Raw genomic sequence first — 15,637 nt, 5'->3', positions numbered from 1 at the left:
ACACAGCCCGTGTGCCTTAGCCCAGTACTTCCAGGGCTACGCTTTCGATACCGGCGGCATCCAGGCGGTAATGCCGATACAAATGGGTCGGCGGTGCGATCAGGCTGTACTCATCGTACAGGCCATGGCGCCGCACCTTGACGCCGATCCCCTCCTCGGCAATGACTTCGCACACCGCCCCGCCCAGCCCGCCGATGATGTTGTGCTCTTCGACAGTGAGGATCGCGCGGCTATTGCGCGCCGCCGTCAACACCGCTTCACGGTCCAGTGGCTTGATGGTGGTCATGTCGATCACACCGACCGAACGCCCGGCGGCATTCAATGCCCGTGCAGCCTCGATAGCCGGGTGCACGGTCGAGCCGGTAGCGATGATGGTCAGCTCATCGCCGGTCAGGTGCACGGTGGCCTTGCCGAAAACGAAGTCCGGTACGGTGTCGTATACCACCGGATCTCGCCCGCGCTGAATGCGGAAGTAGATCGGCTGCGGGTAGTTGGCCGATGCCAGGATCGCCGCCTTCAGCTGGTTGCCGTCGGCCGGTGCGACGACCGTGATATCGGCGATCGAACGCATGATCGCGAGGTCCTCGGTGGCATGGTGAGAGGTGCCATAGAAGCCCAGTGAGATACCCGCATGGTGACCGATGAGGCGCACCGGCAGCGCCGAGTAGGCCACGTCCATGCGGATCTGCTCGCAGCACAGCAACGGCAGGAACGACGCAAAGGTCGCCACGAACGGCTTCATGCCCACCGCCGCCATACCGGCTGCGGCAGATACCATGTTCTGTTCGGAAATGCCGAACTGCACAAAGCGTTCGGGGTGCAGCGCGGCAAATTTCGACAAGCCGTTGGAGTACTGCAGGTCAGCGGTGCCGGCAACCACCGGCTCACCGCGCTCGACCAGTTCAATCAGGGCATCCGACAGGGCACTCAAACTGGGTGTCTGCTGGTTCAGTTGCCGGTACTGCCAGGAGTTGTTCGACAGCGGAGCGGAATTCATGGCTCAGATCACCTTGCTTTTGATTTCGTCGATAGCACGTTGCGCATCTTCAGGATCCAGATACCCCAAGTGCCAGCCTGGCTCGGTTTCCATGTACGAAACCCCTTTGCCCTTGACGGTATTGGCGATGACGCACACCGGTTGTGTGCGTGCAGTGTCGGCCTTCAGGCGACGCAGCAAGCCGGTGACTGCCGCGAGGTCATGGCCATCCACCACATGGGTCTCCCAGCCGAACGCAATCCACTTGTCAGCCAGCGGCTCGATGCCGATGACGTCATCGACATTGCCGTCGAGCTGGTACCCATTGCGGTCGATGATCGCCACCAGGTTGTGGACCTTGTGGTGAGCTGCACCGAGCGCGGCTTCCCACACCTGCCCTTCCTGCATCTCGCCGTCGCCGAGCATCACGTAGGTGGTGAAGGACTGGCCCAGCATCCGCCCGGCCAGGGCCATGCCCAAGCCGCCGGACAACGCATGGCCGATGGAGCCGGATGAAAAATCCACTCCCGGCACCTTGCGCATGTCCGGGTGGTCCCCCAATGGGTTGCCCAGGCGCGTGTAGTTGTCGAGGATCTCTTTTTCGAAAAAGCCCCATTCAACCAACACCGGGAACAGCCCGACTGCTGCATGCCCCTTGCCCATCATGAAACGGTCACGGTCGGGCCACTTCGGCTCGCCGAACCGCAGGTCCATCACGTCGTAGTACAGCGCGGCGAACAACTCGGCGGCGGAGAACACCGAGGTGTAGTGACCGACCTTGGCGATCTCGATCAGGCGAATGGTTTCCAGGCGAATGAACTGGGCCTTCTCGCGCAGTCGCGCCAGTTCCTGTTCGGTCGGCGTGAAGTCGTGCCCGGCAGTGGCGTGCAAATCAGTCATGTGCGCGCTCCTGAGCCTTCAGACGTGGCGTCATGTAGTCGTTGAGGCGCGGCATCACCTGTTGCGCGGTAAGTGCCATCGAACGGCGCCACAGCGCTTCATCGTCCCACTCGTGGAAGGTGGTCATCAGGGTGCCGAACGGGCCGGTCTGCTCACTGAAGGCCACCAGTTGCTCGGTGACCGAATTCACATCACCGTAAATCACCATCTCGTTGATGCAATGATCGACGGTGACTTCCTCGTCGGTCATGTCCGGGCGCGTCTTGAAGATCTTGGTGTAGTGGTTGGTCGCGAGGTTATCGATCATATAATCGAAGTAGCGTCGCAAGGTGCAGGTTTCCTGGGCCAGGTAGTCCTCGGCCTGGGCCTGGGAATCGGCCACGAATACCGAGCGGGCGACGCGCCAGTTGTTGGCATCGGGCTTGATCCCAGCGCCTTTAGCCCCCTCGCAGTACGCCTGCCAATGCGATGCCACGGTGGCAGTGGGGTTGAAGTTGGCAGACATCAAGTCCCAATCCTTGGCCCCCGCCAGTTTTGCGGTGCCGGAGAACGGACTCATCGCCGTGGTTGCCACCCGTGGGAAAGGTTTCTGGAACGGCTTGGGCATGTAACCGATTTCCAGCGCGTGGTGCACCGCGTCCTTGAGAAGGACCTGATAGTGCTCGGAGGTGAACGCGTAGGGGGCATCCGCGCCCCAGATCGCGCGGATCATCTCGTAGCAGTCGACCATCATCTGCCCGCGATCCTTGCCGTTGCTGCCATACACTTCGAAGTCGGAAGCCAGCCCGCCCGGGCCGATCCCCATGATGAACCGCCCCTTGGACATGTGATCGAACATCGCGGCATCGGCGGCAATCCGCGCCGGGAAATGATGGGGCAGGTTCAGCACCCCGGTGCACAGTTTCATGCGCTGGGTCAGCGGGATCAGCGTGGATAGAAATTGCAGCGCGTTGGTGATGGGCTCGGTACGCTGCGACGTGTGCTCACCGACCCAAAGCTCATCGAAACCGACGCTATCGGCGTGGACGGCGCAGGCAATATCCTGGTCGTACATCTCGTGATAGTCCCAGCCCTTGTGATGAAGTGGCTGCATAAACATAGCGAGTTTCATGACGTTCTCCTGCTGTTTTCAGTGGCCGGAGTGCTGCAGACACCATGGACGCAACACACCGTTTTCGTAACGTGCACTCGTTTCGCAGGCGTGCCAGTGCCGGCGCTGCAAGTGGCAACGTTCAAACGTGGGTTCAAATCGGCGCGATGCTCGACGCGCCAGTCGTTCAACTTCCGTGCAAGAGCCAGCCTCCGTCCACGAGCAGGTCGATACCGGTCACGTAGGACGACAGTGGCGAAACCAGGAACAGGGCGGCATCGGCGATTTCCCAGGGCTCGGCGGCGCGGCCCAACGGGATGTTGCCCAGCACATTGTTCTGTCGGTGTTGTTCAAGCAGCTGTGGTGCCAGGTTGCCCGGCGTCGCCGTCAACCCCGGCGAGATCGAGTTGACCCGGATCTTGAACGCGCTCAAGTCCTTGGCCAGGCTTCGCGTCATGGCCAGCACGGCGCCCTTGGACGCGTCATAGGTGCAGTGATTGGCCATTGGCCGGTGGCCGCACACCGATGACAGATTGACGATCGCGCCGCCGTCGCCCTGCCGGCGCATGTAGTGCTGCGCCGCCTGGGCACCGAGGAACACCGCACGCGTATTGATTGCATGCAGCCCATCCCAGAACCCTGCATCGATGGCATCAATCGCCTTCAGCGGGTAGACGCCGGCATTGTTGATCCAGATATCCAGCCGGCCAAAACGCTCGACTGCGACATCCGCCAGTTGACGGATCGCTTGCGGGCAACTGACATCGGTCGAGTGAAACGCCACGCTGAAACCGGCCTCGACCAACTCAGCACTGCGCTCCGGCGCCAGGCTGCCGATCAGCACATTGGCCCCGGCTTCGGCCAGGCGCCGGCTGATGGCAAAGCCAATGCCACTGCTGCCGCCCGTCACCACCGCGGTTTTTCCGGACAGGTCCAGCAGCCCGGCGAAGGGCTGGTAAGGCAAGGCTTGATAGGGTCCGGACATGTTCTCACCTGCTCTTTGTTTATCGTTGATCATGCGGTAGCCAGGGCCATGATGCGGTCCGGCGCAATCTGCGACCGCTCGAGGATGCCTTGGCAGCAACCGCGAGCCATGACCATGACGCGATGGGATAGGCCGATGACTTCCTCCAGGTCGGAACTCACGACGATCACCGACATGCCGGCCTTCGACAGCTCAATGATCAATTCGTAAATTGCCGCACGCGCGCCCATGTCGATGCCGCGGGTCGGCTCATCGAGAATGATCACCTTGGGATTGCGCGCGATCCATTTGGCAATCACGACCTTCTGCTGGTTACCGCCCGAGAGCTTGTCGAGCCGTTGCCCCGCCACGCCCTTGATCCCCAGCGCGGCAATACGCTCGTGGGCGAAGGCCGTCACGCGGTGGTTGGCGACGATGCCGCAGGCGCTGAGCCGGTCGAGGTTGCAGTACGCCAGGTTCTCGGCAATGGTCTGCGTCAGCACCACGCCTTCGGATTTGCGGTCTTCGGGAATCAGCACCACACCGGCGCCGATCGCGGCCAGCACGTTATTGGCCGGCAGCGGTCGACCGTTCAACAGCACGTCGCCGTGGCTGACGGCGCTCAGCCCGGCAATCGCCTGCACCAGCTCGGTACGGCCAGCCCCGACGATGCCGGCGATGCCGAACACCTCCCCGGCCTTGACCTCGAACGAGATGTCGCGAAAGCGTCCGGCCTTGTCCGACAGCTGCTCCACGCGCAGGACCACGGCGTCCTGCGGCGCCGGCAACTCGGGGAACAACCGTTCGATGGGCCGTCCGACCATCTGCGACACCAGCACACTGACCTCGGCCGCCCCGCTCTCGTGGCGAGCGATCAGGTGCCCGTCTCGCAGGACCACGACCTTGTCGGCGATCCGCGCAATCTCGTCCATGCGATGGCTGATGTAGATAAACGACACGCCCTGCTGCTTCAGGGTTTCGATCTGCTGGAACAACCGCTCGGTTTCTTCCTTGCCGAGGGCCGCCGTGGGTTCGTCGAGAATCAACAAGCGTGAATTGAGTGTCAGCGCACGCGCGATTTCGACCAGTTGCTGGGCGGCAATCTTCAACTCCCGTACCGGCGTCTGCGGCGAGATATCCAGCCCCAGGCGCTGCAATTGCTTGGCGGTCTCGCGGTGCAGGGTCTTGCGGTCGATGATTGCGCCACGCGTCGGCAGATGGCCGAGAAACACGTTCTCCGCCACGCTCAAGTCCGCCAGCAAATGAATTTCCTGATGGATCATATTGACCCCCAGCGCCATGGCGGCCGCCGGACCGTTCGGCGCGTAGGGCTCGCCCGCCAGGAACATGCTGCCTTTGGACGGCGTCAGGGCGCCGGCAATAATCGAGGAAAAGGTCGACTTGCCCGCGCCATTTTCCCCAAGCAAAGCCACCACTTCGCCGTAGCCGATATCGAGGCTGATGTCCTCCAGCACGCGCACCGAGTTGAACGATTTGCCGATCTGCGTGGCCCTGAACAGAGGTGCCGGGACCGTTGGGTGAGTACTCATGACGTGCCCTCCTGGATCCGGTTCACGGGTGCTGCTCAAGGAACGTCGCCACGTTGTCGCGGGTGGTGACAAAGGCCGGTAGCAACTGCGTCTTGGCCACCGGCTTGCCCTGTTGCAGGTCTAGCGCGGTACGCAGCGCCGTGCGGCCCATTTCCACCGCCTGCTGGGTGATGGTCATGTCCATCTTGCCGTCGCGAATCGCCTCCAGGGCCGAGGGCAAACCGTCGTACCCGAACACCCAGACCTTGTGATCGATATTGGCGACCTTGACGGCTTGTGCCGCCCCCAGCGCCGGTGCATCCGAACGGCCGATGAACACATTGATCCCGGGATTTTTCTGCAACATGTCCTGGGCGACTTTGAAGCCGTTGTCCTGCAGCCAGTCGGTGGGCTTGCGGTCGACGATCTTCATCCCCGGCGCGTCTTTCAACACCGCGTCCAGGCCCTGGGCCCGGGCCACTTCAGTGGAGTCGCCCAAGGTGCCCTGCAGCAGGCCGATTTCAGCCGTTCCACCGGTCAGCTTGATCATTTGCCGAGCCAGCTCCCCCGCCGCCGCGAGGTTATCGGTCGCGATGTACGCGTCGCATTCGACATTTTTCGGGAAGTTGTCGATGCAGATCACGGGCACACCCTGCTGCCGCGCCAGGCGTACCGGCACCGCCGAGGCCGCACTGCCGGTGGCGGTATAGAGCAGCACATCGATGCCTTTGCTGAGCATGTCCTGGATCTGGCTGACCTGCCGCGCCGGATCAGCCTGAGCGTCTGCCACCAGCACATTCTTGATCCCGAGTGCGTTGGCTTGCTGTGTCACGCCGTCACGTACCATCAGGTAGAACACCCATTGCAGGCTCGGGATCGACATGCCGACGGTGATTTCACCCACGGGCTTGGACTGGGCGTGCGCACTGATCGACATCAGGCAGCCAAGCAGAAGCGCGAGAGCACGCACTGGAAACGCTGAAAGCTTCATGGTTTTTATCCTTATTATTTGGGCTTGGAATCAGTCAGGGTTGCGCTTGAGCAGGTCAAGCATCACGGCAAACGCGATAACGGCGCCGATGACCACTTGCTGGACGAAGGGTGAAATGCCGGCCAGGTTCAAGCCGTTGCGTAAAACGCCGATGATCAGTACACCGATGAGAGTGCCGACCACGCTGCCGGCACCGCCCTTGAGGCTGCCGCCACCGATGACGACGGCAGCGATCACGTCCAGCTCATAGCCCACGCCCGCGCCGGCCCCGGCGGTGTCCAGCCGGGAAGTCATGATGATGCCGCCCAGGGCTGCACAGACTCCGGAGATGATGTACACCGCGCTGGTGTAGGCCTTGACCCGGATTCCGGCGAGCTTGGCGACTTTGCTGCTGCCGCCGATGGCGTACAGGCTGCGCCCCGCAACGGTGAACCTGAGGACAAACCAGAACAGCAGTGCGAGTACCACGAAGCACCCGACCGTCAGTGACAGCACGCCAGCGTAGCGAATCACCGAAAGGTTGCTGAACCACTCCGGGAAGCCGCTGATTTGCGCGCCATCGGTGACCATGTAAGCGAGGCCTCGCGCCACCGACATCATTGCCAGCGTGGCAATGAACGACGGCAAGCCGGCCTTGACCACCAGCAACGCAGTGGTCGAACCACACGCCGCACCGACGAGAATGGCACCGAGCATGGCGACCCACATGGGCAGCCCGACTACCTGACCGAGCCAACTCATGGCCATGATTGCCACGGCCAGTACGGCGCCTACCGACAGGTCGATGCCGCCAATCAGGATGACCAGGGTCATGCCCAATGCCATGATGCCGAGGACCGTGACCTGATCGAGTACATTGAGCAAGTTGCTCACGGTCAGGAAACTATGCGTCGATACCGTCAATACAACACACAACAGCAATAGACCGATCAACGGGCCGGCGACACTGGTGTCCAGGCCGACCCACTTTGGAAGCGATCCGGCCAGTCTGAACTTGCCCAACAACTGATTGTTCATACCCATATCCACTTATTATTTAATTGTTATAAGAACGAGCACTGCGCAACTAACGAATCAGTCTTGCAACTGACGGTACCGCCCACCCATGTACAACAGTGGGTCGTCGAGTGGCTGGGTGATAACCTCCAGGACATTGCCGATAAATACGGTGTGCGTCCCGTGCTCCAGGGTTTGCACCACTTCGCAGAAAATCGCCGCCTGGGCGTCGGCCAGGTACCGGATACCCTGCGCTCCCGTGCGCCATTGACCCTCTATAAAACGCCGTTCGCGCAGGTCGGGCTGGCTGAAGATCCTGCAGATCGGCTCATGCTGGCTTTGCAGCATGTTCACGCAGAACAGCCCGGATCGCTTGATCACCGGTGAAGCGCTGGCAGTGCGGTTGATGCAGATCAGGGCCGAAGCCGGGTCCATCGACACCGAGGAAAACGCGGTGGCGGCCAGGCCGTGGGGCCGGCCCTCATCGTCGAGTGTGGTGATCAGGGTCAAGGACGAGGCAAAGCGTCCCATCGCGGTTTTGAATGGGCCGGCCAGGTCGATCGAAGGGGCAGCCTCCTGATAATTAACACGCATCTTGAAACCCTCTTATTGTGTAGTGACTCACACGCTCGGTATTCATTATTCGCAATCTTCCCTACTTTTCTATTCACTTTTAAAAAATTGACTTTTCACCGACCGCGTAAGATGAAGCCAACAACAAAGACATTTGAATCACGTTCACATATCCCCTGAAATGCCCATGGCAAAGCCTTCGCGCCGGCGCAACTGCGCTCACGACTTACTTAACTAATGGAATTAACTGAAGAATCGTTTAATACTTTGCGAACAATTAGAAAACAGCCTCGTGAGATGAATCATCATGGTGGATCGACTACAGGACATGCGATTGTTTCGGCTGGTCGTGCAGACAGGCTCACTGTCTACCGCCGGGCGGCAGATGGGCCTGTCGCCCGCGGCCATGAGCGGACGGCTGAAGGCAATGGAAGAGTTTTATGGCCTGCGCCTGCTCAAGCGCAATACACGCAGCTTGAGCCCGACCGCTGAGGGTCACTTGCTTTTTGAGAACGCGCTGAAGATTCTCGAAGACGTCGATGCCCTGGACAACATCATCAAGAACGGTCACAGCGACCTGCTGGGTACCATCGGCCTGACCTGCCCCACGGACCTGGGTCGCCAATGGGTCAGCCAACTGGTGGATGCCTTCCTGCGCGACAATCCGCATGTCAGCGTTCGCCTGTTTTTCACCGACCGGATCCTGGACTTTGTCGAGTCCGGTTCAGACATTGCGATCCGCTTCGGCGACCTCCCGGACAGTTCATTGATCGCGCGTTCGCTGGGTGTCGATCGGCCGATGATTTGCTGCGCGCCCGAGTACCTCCACCGCTACGGCGCCCCGCTGACGCCGGAAGACTTGCACCAGCACAATTGCCTGGTGCAACTGCGCGCGGACTTTGCACTGGATCGCTGGAAATTCATCAAGGACGGGGTCTCGACCACCATCCAGGTCAAGGGCAACCGCCTCGCCAACGACGGTTTTACCCTGCGCCAGTGGGCGATCCAGGGCCTGGGGATTATCTGGAAGTCAGTCTGGGAAGTCGCCGACGATATCCAGGCTAAACGCCTGATCCCGTTGCTGGAAGACTATCAATGCCCAACGGCCGGCTTTCACCTGCTCACCGAAGGCGGGAAGAAATTGCCGCAGCGGGTCAAGTCGTTCGTGGAGTTCGCCGTGCAGTACTTCAAGCATCTCGACATGCCGGCCCGGCACGTCCTGGCACTCAACCAAGCGGCACAGCCTGCAGGTCGTCCAGAACCGGCTTGAGCGCTCCCGCCAGTCGTTCGTAGGCGCGGTGCATGCCCTCATAAAAGGCGCTGCGCGACGGGTCGGGCAGCGCGACGCTTTGCACCGGCGCACGCCAATCCGTGGCGGTCTGCTGCAAGTCGGCAAAGACCCCGGCACCATGACCCGCGAGCATCGCCGCGCCCAACACGCCGTATTCGGCGCTGGGCAGCTTGTGATAAGGCAAACCCAATACGTCGGCCTTGATCTGGCGGAACACCGGGCTGTTGGCACCACCTCCCAGGCTGATCACCCCACCCAACCCTGCGACGTTGTCGATGTCCCGCATGCAGCGCAGAAACTGCGCATATTCATAAGCGATCGACTCGAGCATCGCCCGGTATTGGTCGGTGCGGTCATGCGACCAGTCAAGGCCGACAAACGCCCCCGACAGCGACGCATCGAAGGGGGCATGCCGCCCGCCACAATGAGGCAGGTACAGCAGCTTGTTGCGGGCACACAGTGCCGCCGCCCTGGCTTCCAGTTGCAGGCATTCGTCCGGTGTGAGGCCAAACCCCTTGAGCGTCAGGCCAGCGCCACCCACATACGCCATCGAGTAGTACATGCCGGGAACGCAATGCCGGAACGTCGACAGGGTCTTGTGTTGCGCGTCCACGGCAAAGGTGTCGAGCAAGGTCGCGAGCACGGCTCCCGTACCGGCTATATCGAAGAGTTGCCCACTGGCGAACGCGCCGGTCCCGAGCAGGGAGGCCGCGATGTCGGCGCACCCGGCGAAAATCGGCGTGCCGACCGGCAATCCGCAGTCACGCGCCGCGCGTGCGCACACCGCGCCAATCCGGTCCCAGGGCCTCACCAGTTGGGGCAACCGTTCGGCGTCAAGGTGAAACTCATCAATCAACGAGGTATTCCATTGCAGCGTGCGGCTGTCGGCAAAGCTGTTGAAACCCAGGTAAGTGTCATCCATGAAGGCCGCGTCGGCCTCCAGCGCGGCCATGCGTCCAGCCACATAGGCCGCGGGCATGATGAGCTTGCTGACCCGTCGATACACCTGGGGCTGCTCATCGCGCCAATACAGCCACTTCGCCGCATGAGTGGCACTCACCGGGCCGCCCGAGCGCTCGATGATCTGTTGCTCGTAGGGCTTGAGTCGCTGCACCTGGCTGGCACACCGCATGTCCAGCCATGAGTCATACGGCGTGGTCGCTTCCCAGTGACGGCCGATCGTCGAGATGCCAGCCATTTGTCCGCATATCGCAATACCACACACATCACGCGCATTGATGGAGGGCTGGGCCAGTACGTCGGCGATGGCGAGCATGACCGAGGCGTACATTTCGTCCGGGCACTGCCCGTAGACCCGAGGCGCGGGGTTGGACAAACGCGCCGGACGGCTGGCAGCGCCCCGTCTTCGACCGCTTTCGTCAATGACGCCGACACGGGTGCTGGAGGTGCCCATGTCCACCCCGATAAACAAGGCTTTACGCTTCAAGAGTCACTGCTCGCAGAATCAAACGCCGAGGGTTGAGCACACAGAATACTGCGATCACGGCCGCTGCGGCAGAGGCCCCTCAGGGCCCCCCGGGACGCGGCGGTGAGGCTCAACAAGGCGGCTCATTCCGGGCCCGCAGCATGTCAGCGATAACCCTGGCCAATGCGGACTGATCAAACGGCTTGGGCAAACGCGTCAACGCGCTTTTGAGGTCCACAGCCACCTCTGCGAAGCCGGACGAAAGGATGATCGGCAGCGCCGGAAACAGCTGCTCGAGGGTGTTGGCGAGCTCGACCCCGTTCATCTCCGGCATCGCCATGTCGGTGATGACCAGGTCGAAGCGCTCTCCCTGCGTCAGGCACGCCAACGCAGCCTGCCCTCCCGCCGCCGGCGTGACGCGATGCCCGAGGTCTTCAAGCATCGCGCCGGTGCTGATCAGCACCAGCGGGTCGTCATCCACCAGCAGGATATCGAGGGGTTGCACGTGGAATGTGTCAGGCGGGCTTTGGGTTGATACCGGTTCAGTGGCAGCCGGCGAACTGTGCACCTCGGCAACCGGCAACCAGAGTTCGGCACGCGTGCCCTCGCCCACCACACTCTTGAGCACAAAGTGGCCCTTGGATTGCGCCGCCAGGCCATGCACCATCGACAGCCCCAGCCCTGTGCCTTTGCCCGCGCCTTTGGTGGTAAAGAATGGCTCCATCGCACGCTGCAGGGTCGCCTCACTCATCCCCGGCCCGGTGTCGATGACAGCGATGCAAATCAGCCGGTCGGAACCGGGCGGGCTGCCGGGAAACGAATCCTCCCTTGCCGAGATCAGAATCCGCCCCTCGCCGCCCATGGCATCCCGGGCGTTGATGACCAGGTTCATCACGGCCATTTCCAGTTGGCTCATGTCGACCAGCACAGGGCGCAGGACCAGCGGGAACTGAGTGTCGACGCGAATGCCGGCGCCGAGCATGCGGCACAGGAGATCGGACATGTTTCTGATCAGGCCGCCCACATCCACAGGCTGCGGATCAAGCTCCTGACGACGGGCAAAGGCGAGCATTCGCTGGGTAAGCGTCGCGCCGCGTTGAGCGCCCGCGATGGCGTTATTGAGCAATGACTGGACTTTTGAATCCTGTGGCACGCGCTTCCTGGCCAGCTCCAGGCTGCCGAGGATGACCATCAGGAGATTGTTGAAGTCATGCGCGATCCCGCCGGTCAGTTGACCCAGGGACTCCATTTTCTGCGCCTGGAACAACGCTTCCCTGGTCTCCTTGATCTCCTGTTGCGCCTGCACGCTTTCGGTCACGTCGCGGGTGATTTTCGCGTAGCCGATCAGCTCCCCCTGCTCGTTTCTGATCGGGTCGATCACCACATGGACCAGGAACCGCGTACCGTCCTTGCGCACGCGCCAGCCCTGCCCTTCGTATCGCCCCTCACTGACGACTGTGGCCAGGGCACGCTGAGGCACATGATTGGCGACGTCATCCGCCTGGAAAAACATTGAATAATGCCTGCCGATCACTTCGGCAGGCTCGTACCCTTTGATGCGCTGGGCGCCAGCGTTCCAAGTGGTGATGATGCCGTTGGGGTCCAGCATATAGAGGGCGTAGTCGGTGACGCCTTGCACGAGCAGACTGAACTGCTGCTCGCTCTGGCGCAGTGCCTGCTCTGCCGCCCGGCGTTCAGTCAAGTCGCGCGTGACTTTCGCGAAGCCGATCAGCGAGCCATCCTCTGCGCGTATCGGGTCGATGATCACCAGGGCCCACAGGCGCGTGCCGTCTTTCCTGACTCGCCACCCTTCGCCTTCAAAGCGGCCTGACTCATCCGCGCTCTTCAGCGCCCGGCCGGGCAGGTCGGATGCCAGGTCCTCCGGCGTGTAGAACAACGAGAAGTGCTTACCCAGCACTTCGCTCTGGTCGTACTGCTTGATCCGCTTGGCGCCCGAGTTCCAGCTACGAATCAGCCCATTCGTATCAAGCATGTAGATGGCGTAGTCCACCACGGCTTCCACGAGCAACCGATAACGGTCTTCCGGGTGGTTGGGCTGATTGGCAGGCGCGGATGGCATCAGGGTAGCCTCGAAGAAAAATGAGGGTTTCGACCTGATCAGTATGTCGAATAATCGGCTGCGCGAACCAGCTTAATCTGGGCCCTGCAGGAAAACCTCGAGGGCTGCGCCCACCGCATTGGCGCAACGGGCTGAGCGCGCCGATGGTCAACTCGAGTCGAAACCCACCGTCCGAATTTGATATCTTCCCTGAAGATGATGGTTAAACGGAGCTTTATCATGGACGACGGCGCCCCCCTTCCCCAGACAGAGTCAAAGCGCTTGGAACGCGTGGCGCAGCTGTGCGCCCGGGACACTCAAGAAGATCCCGTTTTCAATAAAATCGTGGCAATGACCAGTGAGTACTTCAACGCGCCGATCGCGCTGATCTCCATCGTCGATAAGCACGAACAATGGTTCAAGGCGCGCATCGGTATCGAGGAGTGTTCCACACCGAGAAGTGCCTCGTTCTGTGCCTACTCGCTGCTGGACAATCAGCCCCTGGAAATCCTGGATGCACGCAGCGACCCGCGCTTCAAAGCCAATATCCTGGTGACGGGCGCACCGTTTATCCGCTATTACGCCAGCGCCCCGCTGTTGACCGACGATGGCTTATCGCTGGGCAGCCTGTGCTTTATCGATACCGTTGCGCGTGCGCCGATGAGTGCGCAAGACGCGGCGATGCTCAACCACCTGGCCGAACTCGTGATGATGCGGATCATGGGCGTACGCTCCAGAAATTACATTGACCAGCCGACCGGCCTGTTCAACCGCTTGCGGTTCGAAGAGGATATCCGTGAGACGCTCACCCGCGAGGGCGCGATCCGGATTTACGCGGTGGATGTCACCTCCCCCAAGTTTCTCAACGATGTGGTCAAGGCCTTGGGCTACAGCTTTGCGCAGGACCTGATCCTTGCGATAAAACAGCGCTTGCACGCCCTCCTGCCGCCGGAGTGCCTGCTGTATAAAATCAGCCCGACGCGTTTCGGCTTCCTGATCGCGGGCAGGGTTGATCGAGAGGTCATCAGCCCGCGGATTATCGAGAGCTTCAAAACGGCCGTCGATTGCCACGGTATTCCTATCCTGATGCACGTCGGCATTGGCATCCTGCCGATTAACGGCAACGACGAGCAAGACTGGCTGCGCTTGGTCATCAGCGCTGCAGATGCCGCGAGAGACCGTGGCCTGGGTTATTTACTCTATGACCCCACGTTCGATGCCACGCAACAACGGGCCTTCACCCTCTTGAGTTCGCTGTCGCAGGCCATCCGCGCCGAGGATCAGCTCAGGCTGGTATTTCAACCGAAAATCAACTTGCCCAGCGGCAGATGCGAGGCGGTAGAAGCCCTTATCCGCTGGGATCACCCACTGCTGGGGACCATCAGCCCCGCAGAATTCATACCGCTGGCTGAAAAGACCGCATTGATGCCGTCCTTGACCTCATGGGTCCTGAACGCGGTGATCGATCAAGCCACTCTCTGGCGCAAACGGGGACTGGTGCTGAAAATCGCGATGAACGTCACGGTGGGCGACCTGGAAAGCCCCGCCTTCGTTGACACACTCATCGGGCGTCTTGAGGCTGAGCAACTCCCCGCAGACCGGCTGGAGTTGGAATTCACCGAAAGCACCCTCATGACCAACCCGACGGAAGTGGTTCAGCAACTCACACGCCTGCGCAATCTGGGTGTCGAAGTTGCCATCGACGACTTCGGTACCGGCTACAGCAACTGGATCTACCTGAGTACCTTGCCGACCAGCACGGTCAAGCTGGATCAGTCCCTGATCAGCAACCTGACAACCAATGAAAAAGATAAACGCCTGGTGAAAAACCTGATTGAACTGGCCAGCGGCCTGGGCTATCGCGTGGTGGCCGAGGGCGTGGAAAACCAGGACATTTTCGACCTCGTGAAAGCGTGGGGCTGCCACGAGGCGCAGGGGTATTTGATAGGCAAGCCAATGGCTGCAAAGGATTTGGAAGCGTGGGTGAACAGTCACGCGTTTACCGCGTGAACACCGGTGTCGGGCTGGAACCCCAGGGAACCGGGAGGAAATGAAAAGAGAGACCGAGGTCTCTCTTCATAAATCGCAGGCAAAAAAAAGCCACTCTATTGAGTGGCTTTTTCTTTGTGTTTGGAGCGGGAAACGAGACTCGAACTCGCGACCCCGACCTTGGCAAGGTCGTGCTCTACCAACTGAGCTATTCCCGCGTCTTGGTGGTGTGCATTCTATAGAATCCAGAACCCCCGTCAACCCCTTGATTCAAAAAAGTTTTATTTCTTTTCAACGGTGGTGCGCAGGTGAGGCCAGGCGGCGCGCAAATACTGGAGCATCGACCACAGCGTCAGGCCGGCGGCGATGAGCAGCAAGGCGTAGCCGAGCAGGACCCAGAACGAGAAGTCCGACGGGTTGGCCAGCAGGATCACCAGCGCAAGCATCTGCGCGGCGGTTTTCCATTTGCCCATGTTGGACACGGCCACGTGGGCGCGGGCGCCGATTTCGGCCATCCATTCGCGCAGGGCCGAGACGACGATCTCACGGCCGATGATCACGGCAGCCGGCAGGGTCAGCCACAGGTTGCCGTGTTCTTGTACCAACAGCACCAGAGCGACAGCCACCATCAGTTTGTCGGCCACCGGGTCGAGGAACGCGCCAAACGGCGTGCTCTGTTCCAGGCGGCGCGCCAGGTAGCCGTCAAGCCAGTCGGTGGCAGCCGCAAAGGCGAATACCGAACTTGAGGCCGCGTAGCTCCATTCGTAGGGCAAATAGAACAACAGAATAAAAATCGGAATGAGCAGGACGCGTAGAACGGTGATCAGATTAGGGATATTCATCGGCACAACTG

At 60.9% G+C, this 15,637-nt stretch carries 13 protein-coding genes and 1 tRNA gene; 2 read left to right on the top strand and 12 right to left on the bottom strand.

What is annotated here, in order from left to right; translation table 11 throughout:
* Positions 1 to 16 precede the first annotated feature (16 nt).
* The 8 genes from JFU04_RS09840 to JFU04_RS09805 all read right to left on the bottom strand — a co-directional run bounded on the left by JFU04_RS09840 (position 17) and on the right by JFU04_RS09805 (position 8,040).
* Positions 17 to 997 (bottom strand): transketolase family protein, encoded by a 981-nt coding sequence (locus JFU04_RS09840; RefSeq protein WP_065905603.1) that lies wholly within the window; start codon positions 995 to 997, stop codon positions 17 to 19.
* Between the two features lie 3 nt (positions 998 to 1,000).
* On the bottom strand, positions 1,001 to 1,876 hold the full coding sequence (locus JFU04_RS09835; RefSeq protein ID WP_065905602.1) for a transketolase: 876 nt from the start codon (positions 1,874 to 1,876) through the stop codon (positions 1,001 to 1,003).
* Positions 1,869 to 2,987 (bottom strand): LLM class flavin-dependent oxidoreductase, encoded by a 1,119-nt coding sequence (locus JFU04_RS09830; RefSeq protein WP_201143950.1) that lies wholly within the window; start codon positions 2,985 to 2,987, stop codon positions 1,869 to 1,871. The genes JFU04_RS09835 and JFU04_RS09830 overlap by 8 nt, the downstream gene beginning before the upstream one ends.
* Before the next feature lie 166 nt (positions 2,988 to 3,153).
* Positions 3,154 to 3,951, bottom strand: coding sequence for an SDR family NAD(P)-dependent oxidoreductase (locus JFU04_RS09825; protein ID WP_083221424.1), 798 nt, complete (start codon positions 3,949 to 3,951; stop codon positions 3,154 to 3,156).
* A gap of 29 nt (positions 3,952 to 3,980) precedes the next feature.
* Positions 3,981 to 5,480 (bottom strand): sugar ABC transporter ATP-binding protein, encoded by a 1,500-nt coding sequence (locus JFU04_RS09820; protein ID WP_120448119.1) that lies wholly within the window; start codon positions 5,478 to 5,480, stop codon positions 3,981 to 3,983.
* A 22-nt stretch (positions 5,481 to 5,502) separates the two neighbouring features.
* A complete protein-coding gene (locus tag JFU04_RS09815; RefSeq protein WP_201143949.1) occupies positions 5,503 to 6,450 on the bottom strand; it encodes a sugar ABC transporter substrate-binding protein in 948 nt (315 codons plus the stop codon).
* A 30-nt stretch (positions 6,451 to 6,480) separates the two neighbouring features.
* On the bottom strand, positions 6,481 to 7,467 hold the full coding sequence (locus tag JFU04_RS09810; RefSeq protein ID WP_065905598.1) for an ABC transporter permease: 987 nt from the start codon (positions 7,465 to 7,467) through the stop codon (positions 6,481 to 6,483).
* Positions 7,468 to 7,524: 57 nt separating this feature from the next.
* Complete coding sequence (locus tag JFU04_RS09805; RefSeq protein WP_201143948.1) at positions 7,525 to 8,040, bottom strand: flavin reductase family protein; 516 nt, start codon at positions 8,038 to 8,040, stop codon at positions 7,525 to 7,527.
* Between the two features lie 286 nt (positions 8,041 to 8,326).
* Here JFU04_RS09805 and JFU04_RS09800 point away from each other — a divergent pair, with 286 nt between their 5' ends.
* A complete protein-coding gene (locus JFU04_RS09800; protein ID WP_201143947.1) occupies positions 8,327 to 9,289 on the top strand; it encodes a LysR family transcriptional regulator in 963 nt (320 codons plus the stop codon).
* On the opposite strand, the gene JFU04_RS09795 is transcribed toward JFU04_RS09800, so the two are convergent.
* Both JFU04_RS09795 and JFU04_RS09790 read right to left on the bottom strand, forming a co-directional pair.
* Complete coding sequence (locus JFU04_RS09795; RefSeq protein WP_242485887.1) at positions 9,246 to 10,757, bottom strand: xylulokinase; 1,512 nt, start codon at positions 10,755 to 10,757, stop codon at positions 9,246 to 9,248. The genes JFU04_RS09800 and JFU04_RS09795 overlap by 44 nt on opposite strands.
* A gap of 109 nt (positions 10,758 to 10,866) precedes the next feature.
* Positions 10,867 to 12,816 (bottom strand): hybrid sensor histidine kinase/response regulator, encoded by a 1,950-nt coding sequence (locus JFU04_RS09790; RefSeq protein WP_201143946.1) that lies wholly within the window; start codon positions 12,814 to 12,816, stop codon positions 10,867 to 10,869.
* Positions 12,817 to 13,035: 219 nt separating this feature from the next.
* Here JFU04_RS09790 and JFU04_RS09785 point away from each other — a divergent pair, with 219 nt between their 5' ends.
* Complete coding sequence (locus JFU04_RS09785) at positions 13,036 to 14,805, top strand: sensor domain-containing phosphodiesterase (protein ID WP_201143945.1); 1,770 nt, start codon at positions 13,036 to 13,038, stop codon at positions 14,803 to 14,805.
* A gap of 121 nt (positions 14,806 to 14,926) precedes the next feature.
* On the opposite strand, the gene JFU04_RS09780 is transcribed toward JFU04_RS09785, so the two are convergent.
* Both JFU04_RS09780 and pgsA read right to left on the bottom strand, forming a co-directional pair.
* A tRNA-Gly gene (locus tag JFU04_RS09780) sits at positions 14,927 to 15,002 on the bottom strand.
* A 63-nt stretch (positions 15,003 to 15,065) separates the two neighbouring features.
* Positions 15,066 to 15,626 carry a CDP-diacylglycerol--glycerol-3-phosphate 3-phosphatidyltransferase gene (gene pgsA, locus JFU04_RS09775; RefSeq protein ID WP_016968866.1) on the bottom strand — a complete coding sequence of 187 codons (561 nt, stop codon included), beginning with the start codon at positions 15,624 to 15,626 and terminating at the stop codon, positions 15,066 to 15,068.
* Positions 15,627 to 15,637: the final 11 nt, after the last annotated feature.

The organism is Pseudomonas sp. TH21, assembly GCF_016651025.1.
GTDB classification, from domain to species: Bacteria; Pseudomonadota; Gammaproteobacteria; order Pseudomonadales; family Pseudomonadaceae; genus Aquipseudomonas; species Aquipseudomonas aylmerensis.
This window is presented reverse-complemented; position numbering and strand designations above follow the sequence as displayed.

What these genes read in the sequence shown, in the direction of transcription:
- JFU04_RS09820 (WP_120448119.1), bottom strand. Translation starts at nt 5,480, where the DNA reads ATGAGTACTCACCCAACGGTCCCGGCACCTCTGTTCAGGGCCACGCAG.
- JFU04_RS09790 (WP_201143946.1), bottom strand. Translation starts at nt 12,816, where the DNA reads ATGCCATCCGCGCCTGCCAATCAGCCCAACCACCCGGAAGACCGTTAT.
- JFU04_RS09810 (WP_065905598.1), bottom strand. Translation starts at nt 7,467, where the DNA reads ATGAACAATCAGTTGTTGGGCAAGTTCAGACTGGCCGGATCGCTTCCA.
- JFU04_RS09840 (WP_065905603.1), bottom strand. Translation starts at nt 997, where the DNA reads ATGAATTCCGCTCCGCTGTCGAACAACTCCTGGCAGTACCGGCAACTG.
- JFU04_RS09785 (WP_201143945.1), top strand. Translation starts at nt 13,036, where the DNA reads ATGGACGACGGCGCCCCCCTTCCCCAGACAGAGTCAAAGCGCTTGGAA.
- JFU04_RS09815 (WP_201143949.1), bottom strand. Translation starts at nt 6,450, where the DNA reads ATGAAGCTTTCAGCGTTTCCAGTGCGTGCTCTCGCGCTTCTGCTTGGC.
- pgsA (WP_016968866.1), bottom strand. Translation starts at nt 15,626, where the DNA reads ATGAATATCCCTAATCTGATCACCGTTCTACGCGTCCTGCTCATTCCG.
- JFU04_RS09825 (WP_083221424.1), bottom strand. Translation starts at nt 3,951, where the DNA reads ATGTCCGGACCCTATCAAGCCTTGCCTTACCAGCCCTTCGCCGGGCTG.
- JFU04_RS09805 (WP_201143948.1), bottom strand. Translation starts at nt 8,040, where the DNA reads ATGCGTGTTAATTATCAGGAGGCTGCCCCTTCGATCGACCTGGCCGGC.
- JFU04_RS09835 (WP_065905602.1), bottom strand. Translation starts at nt 1,876, where the DNA reads ATGACTGATTTGCACGCCACTGCCGGGCACGACTTCACGCCGACCGAA.
- JFU04_RS09830 (WP_201143950.1), bottom strand. Translation starts at nt 2,987, where the DNA reads ATGAAACTCGCTATGTTTATGCAGCCACTTCATCACAAGGGCTGGGAC.
- JFU04_RS09800 (WP_201143947.1), top strand. Translation starts at nt 8,327, where the DNA reads ATGGTGGATCGACTACAGGACATGCGATTGTTTCGGCTGGTCGTGCAG.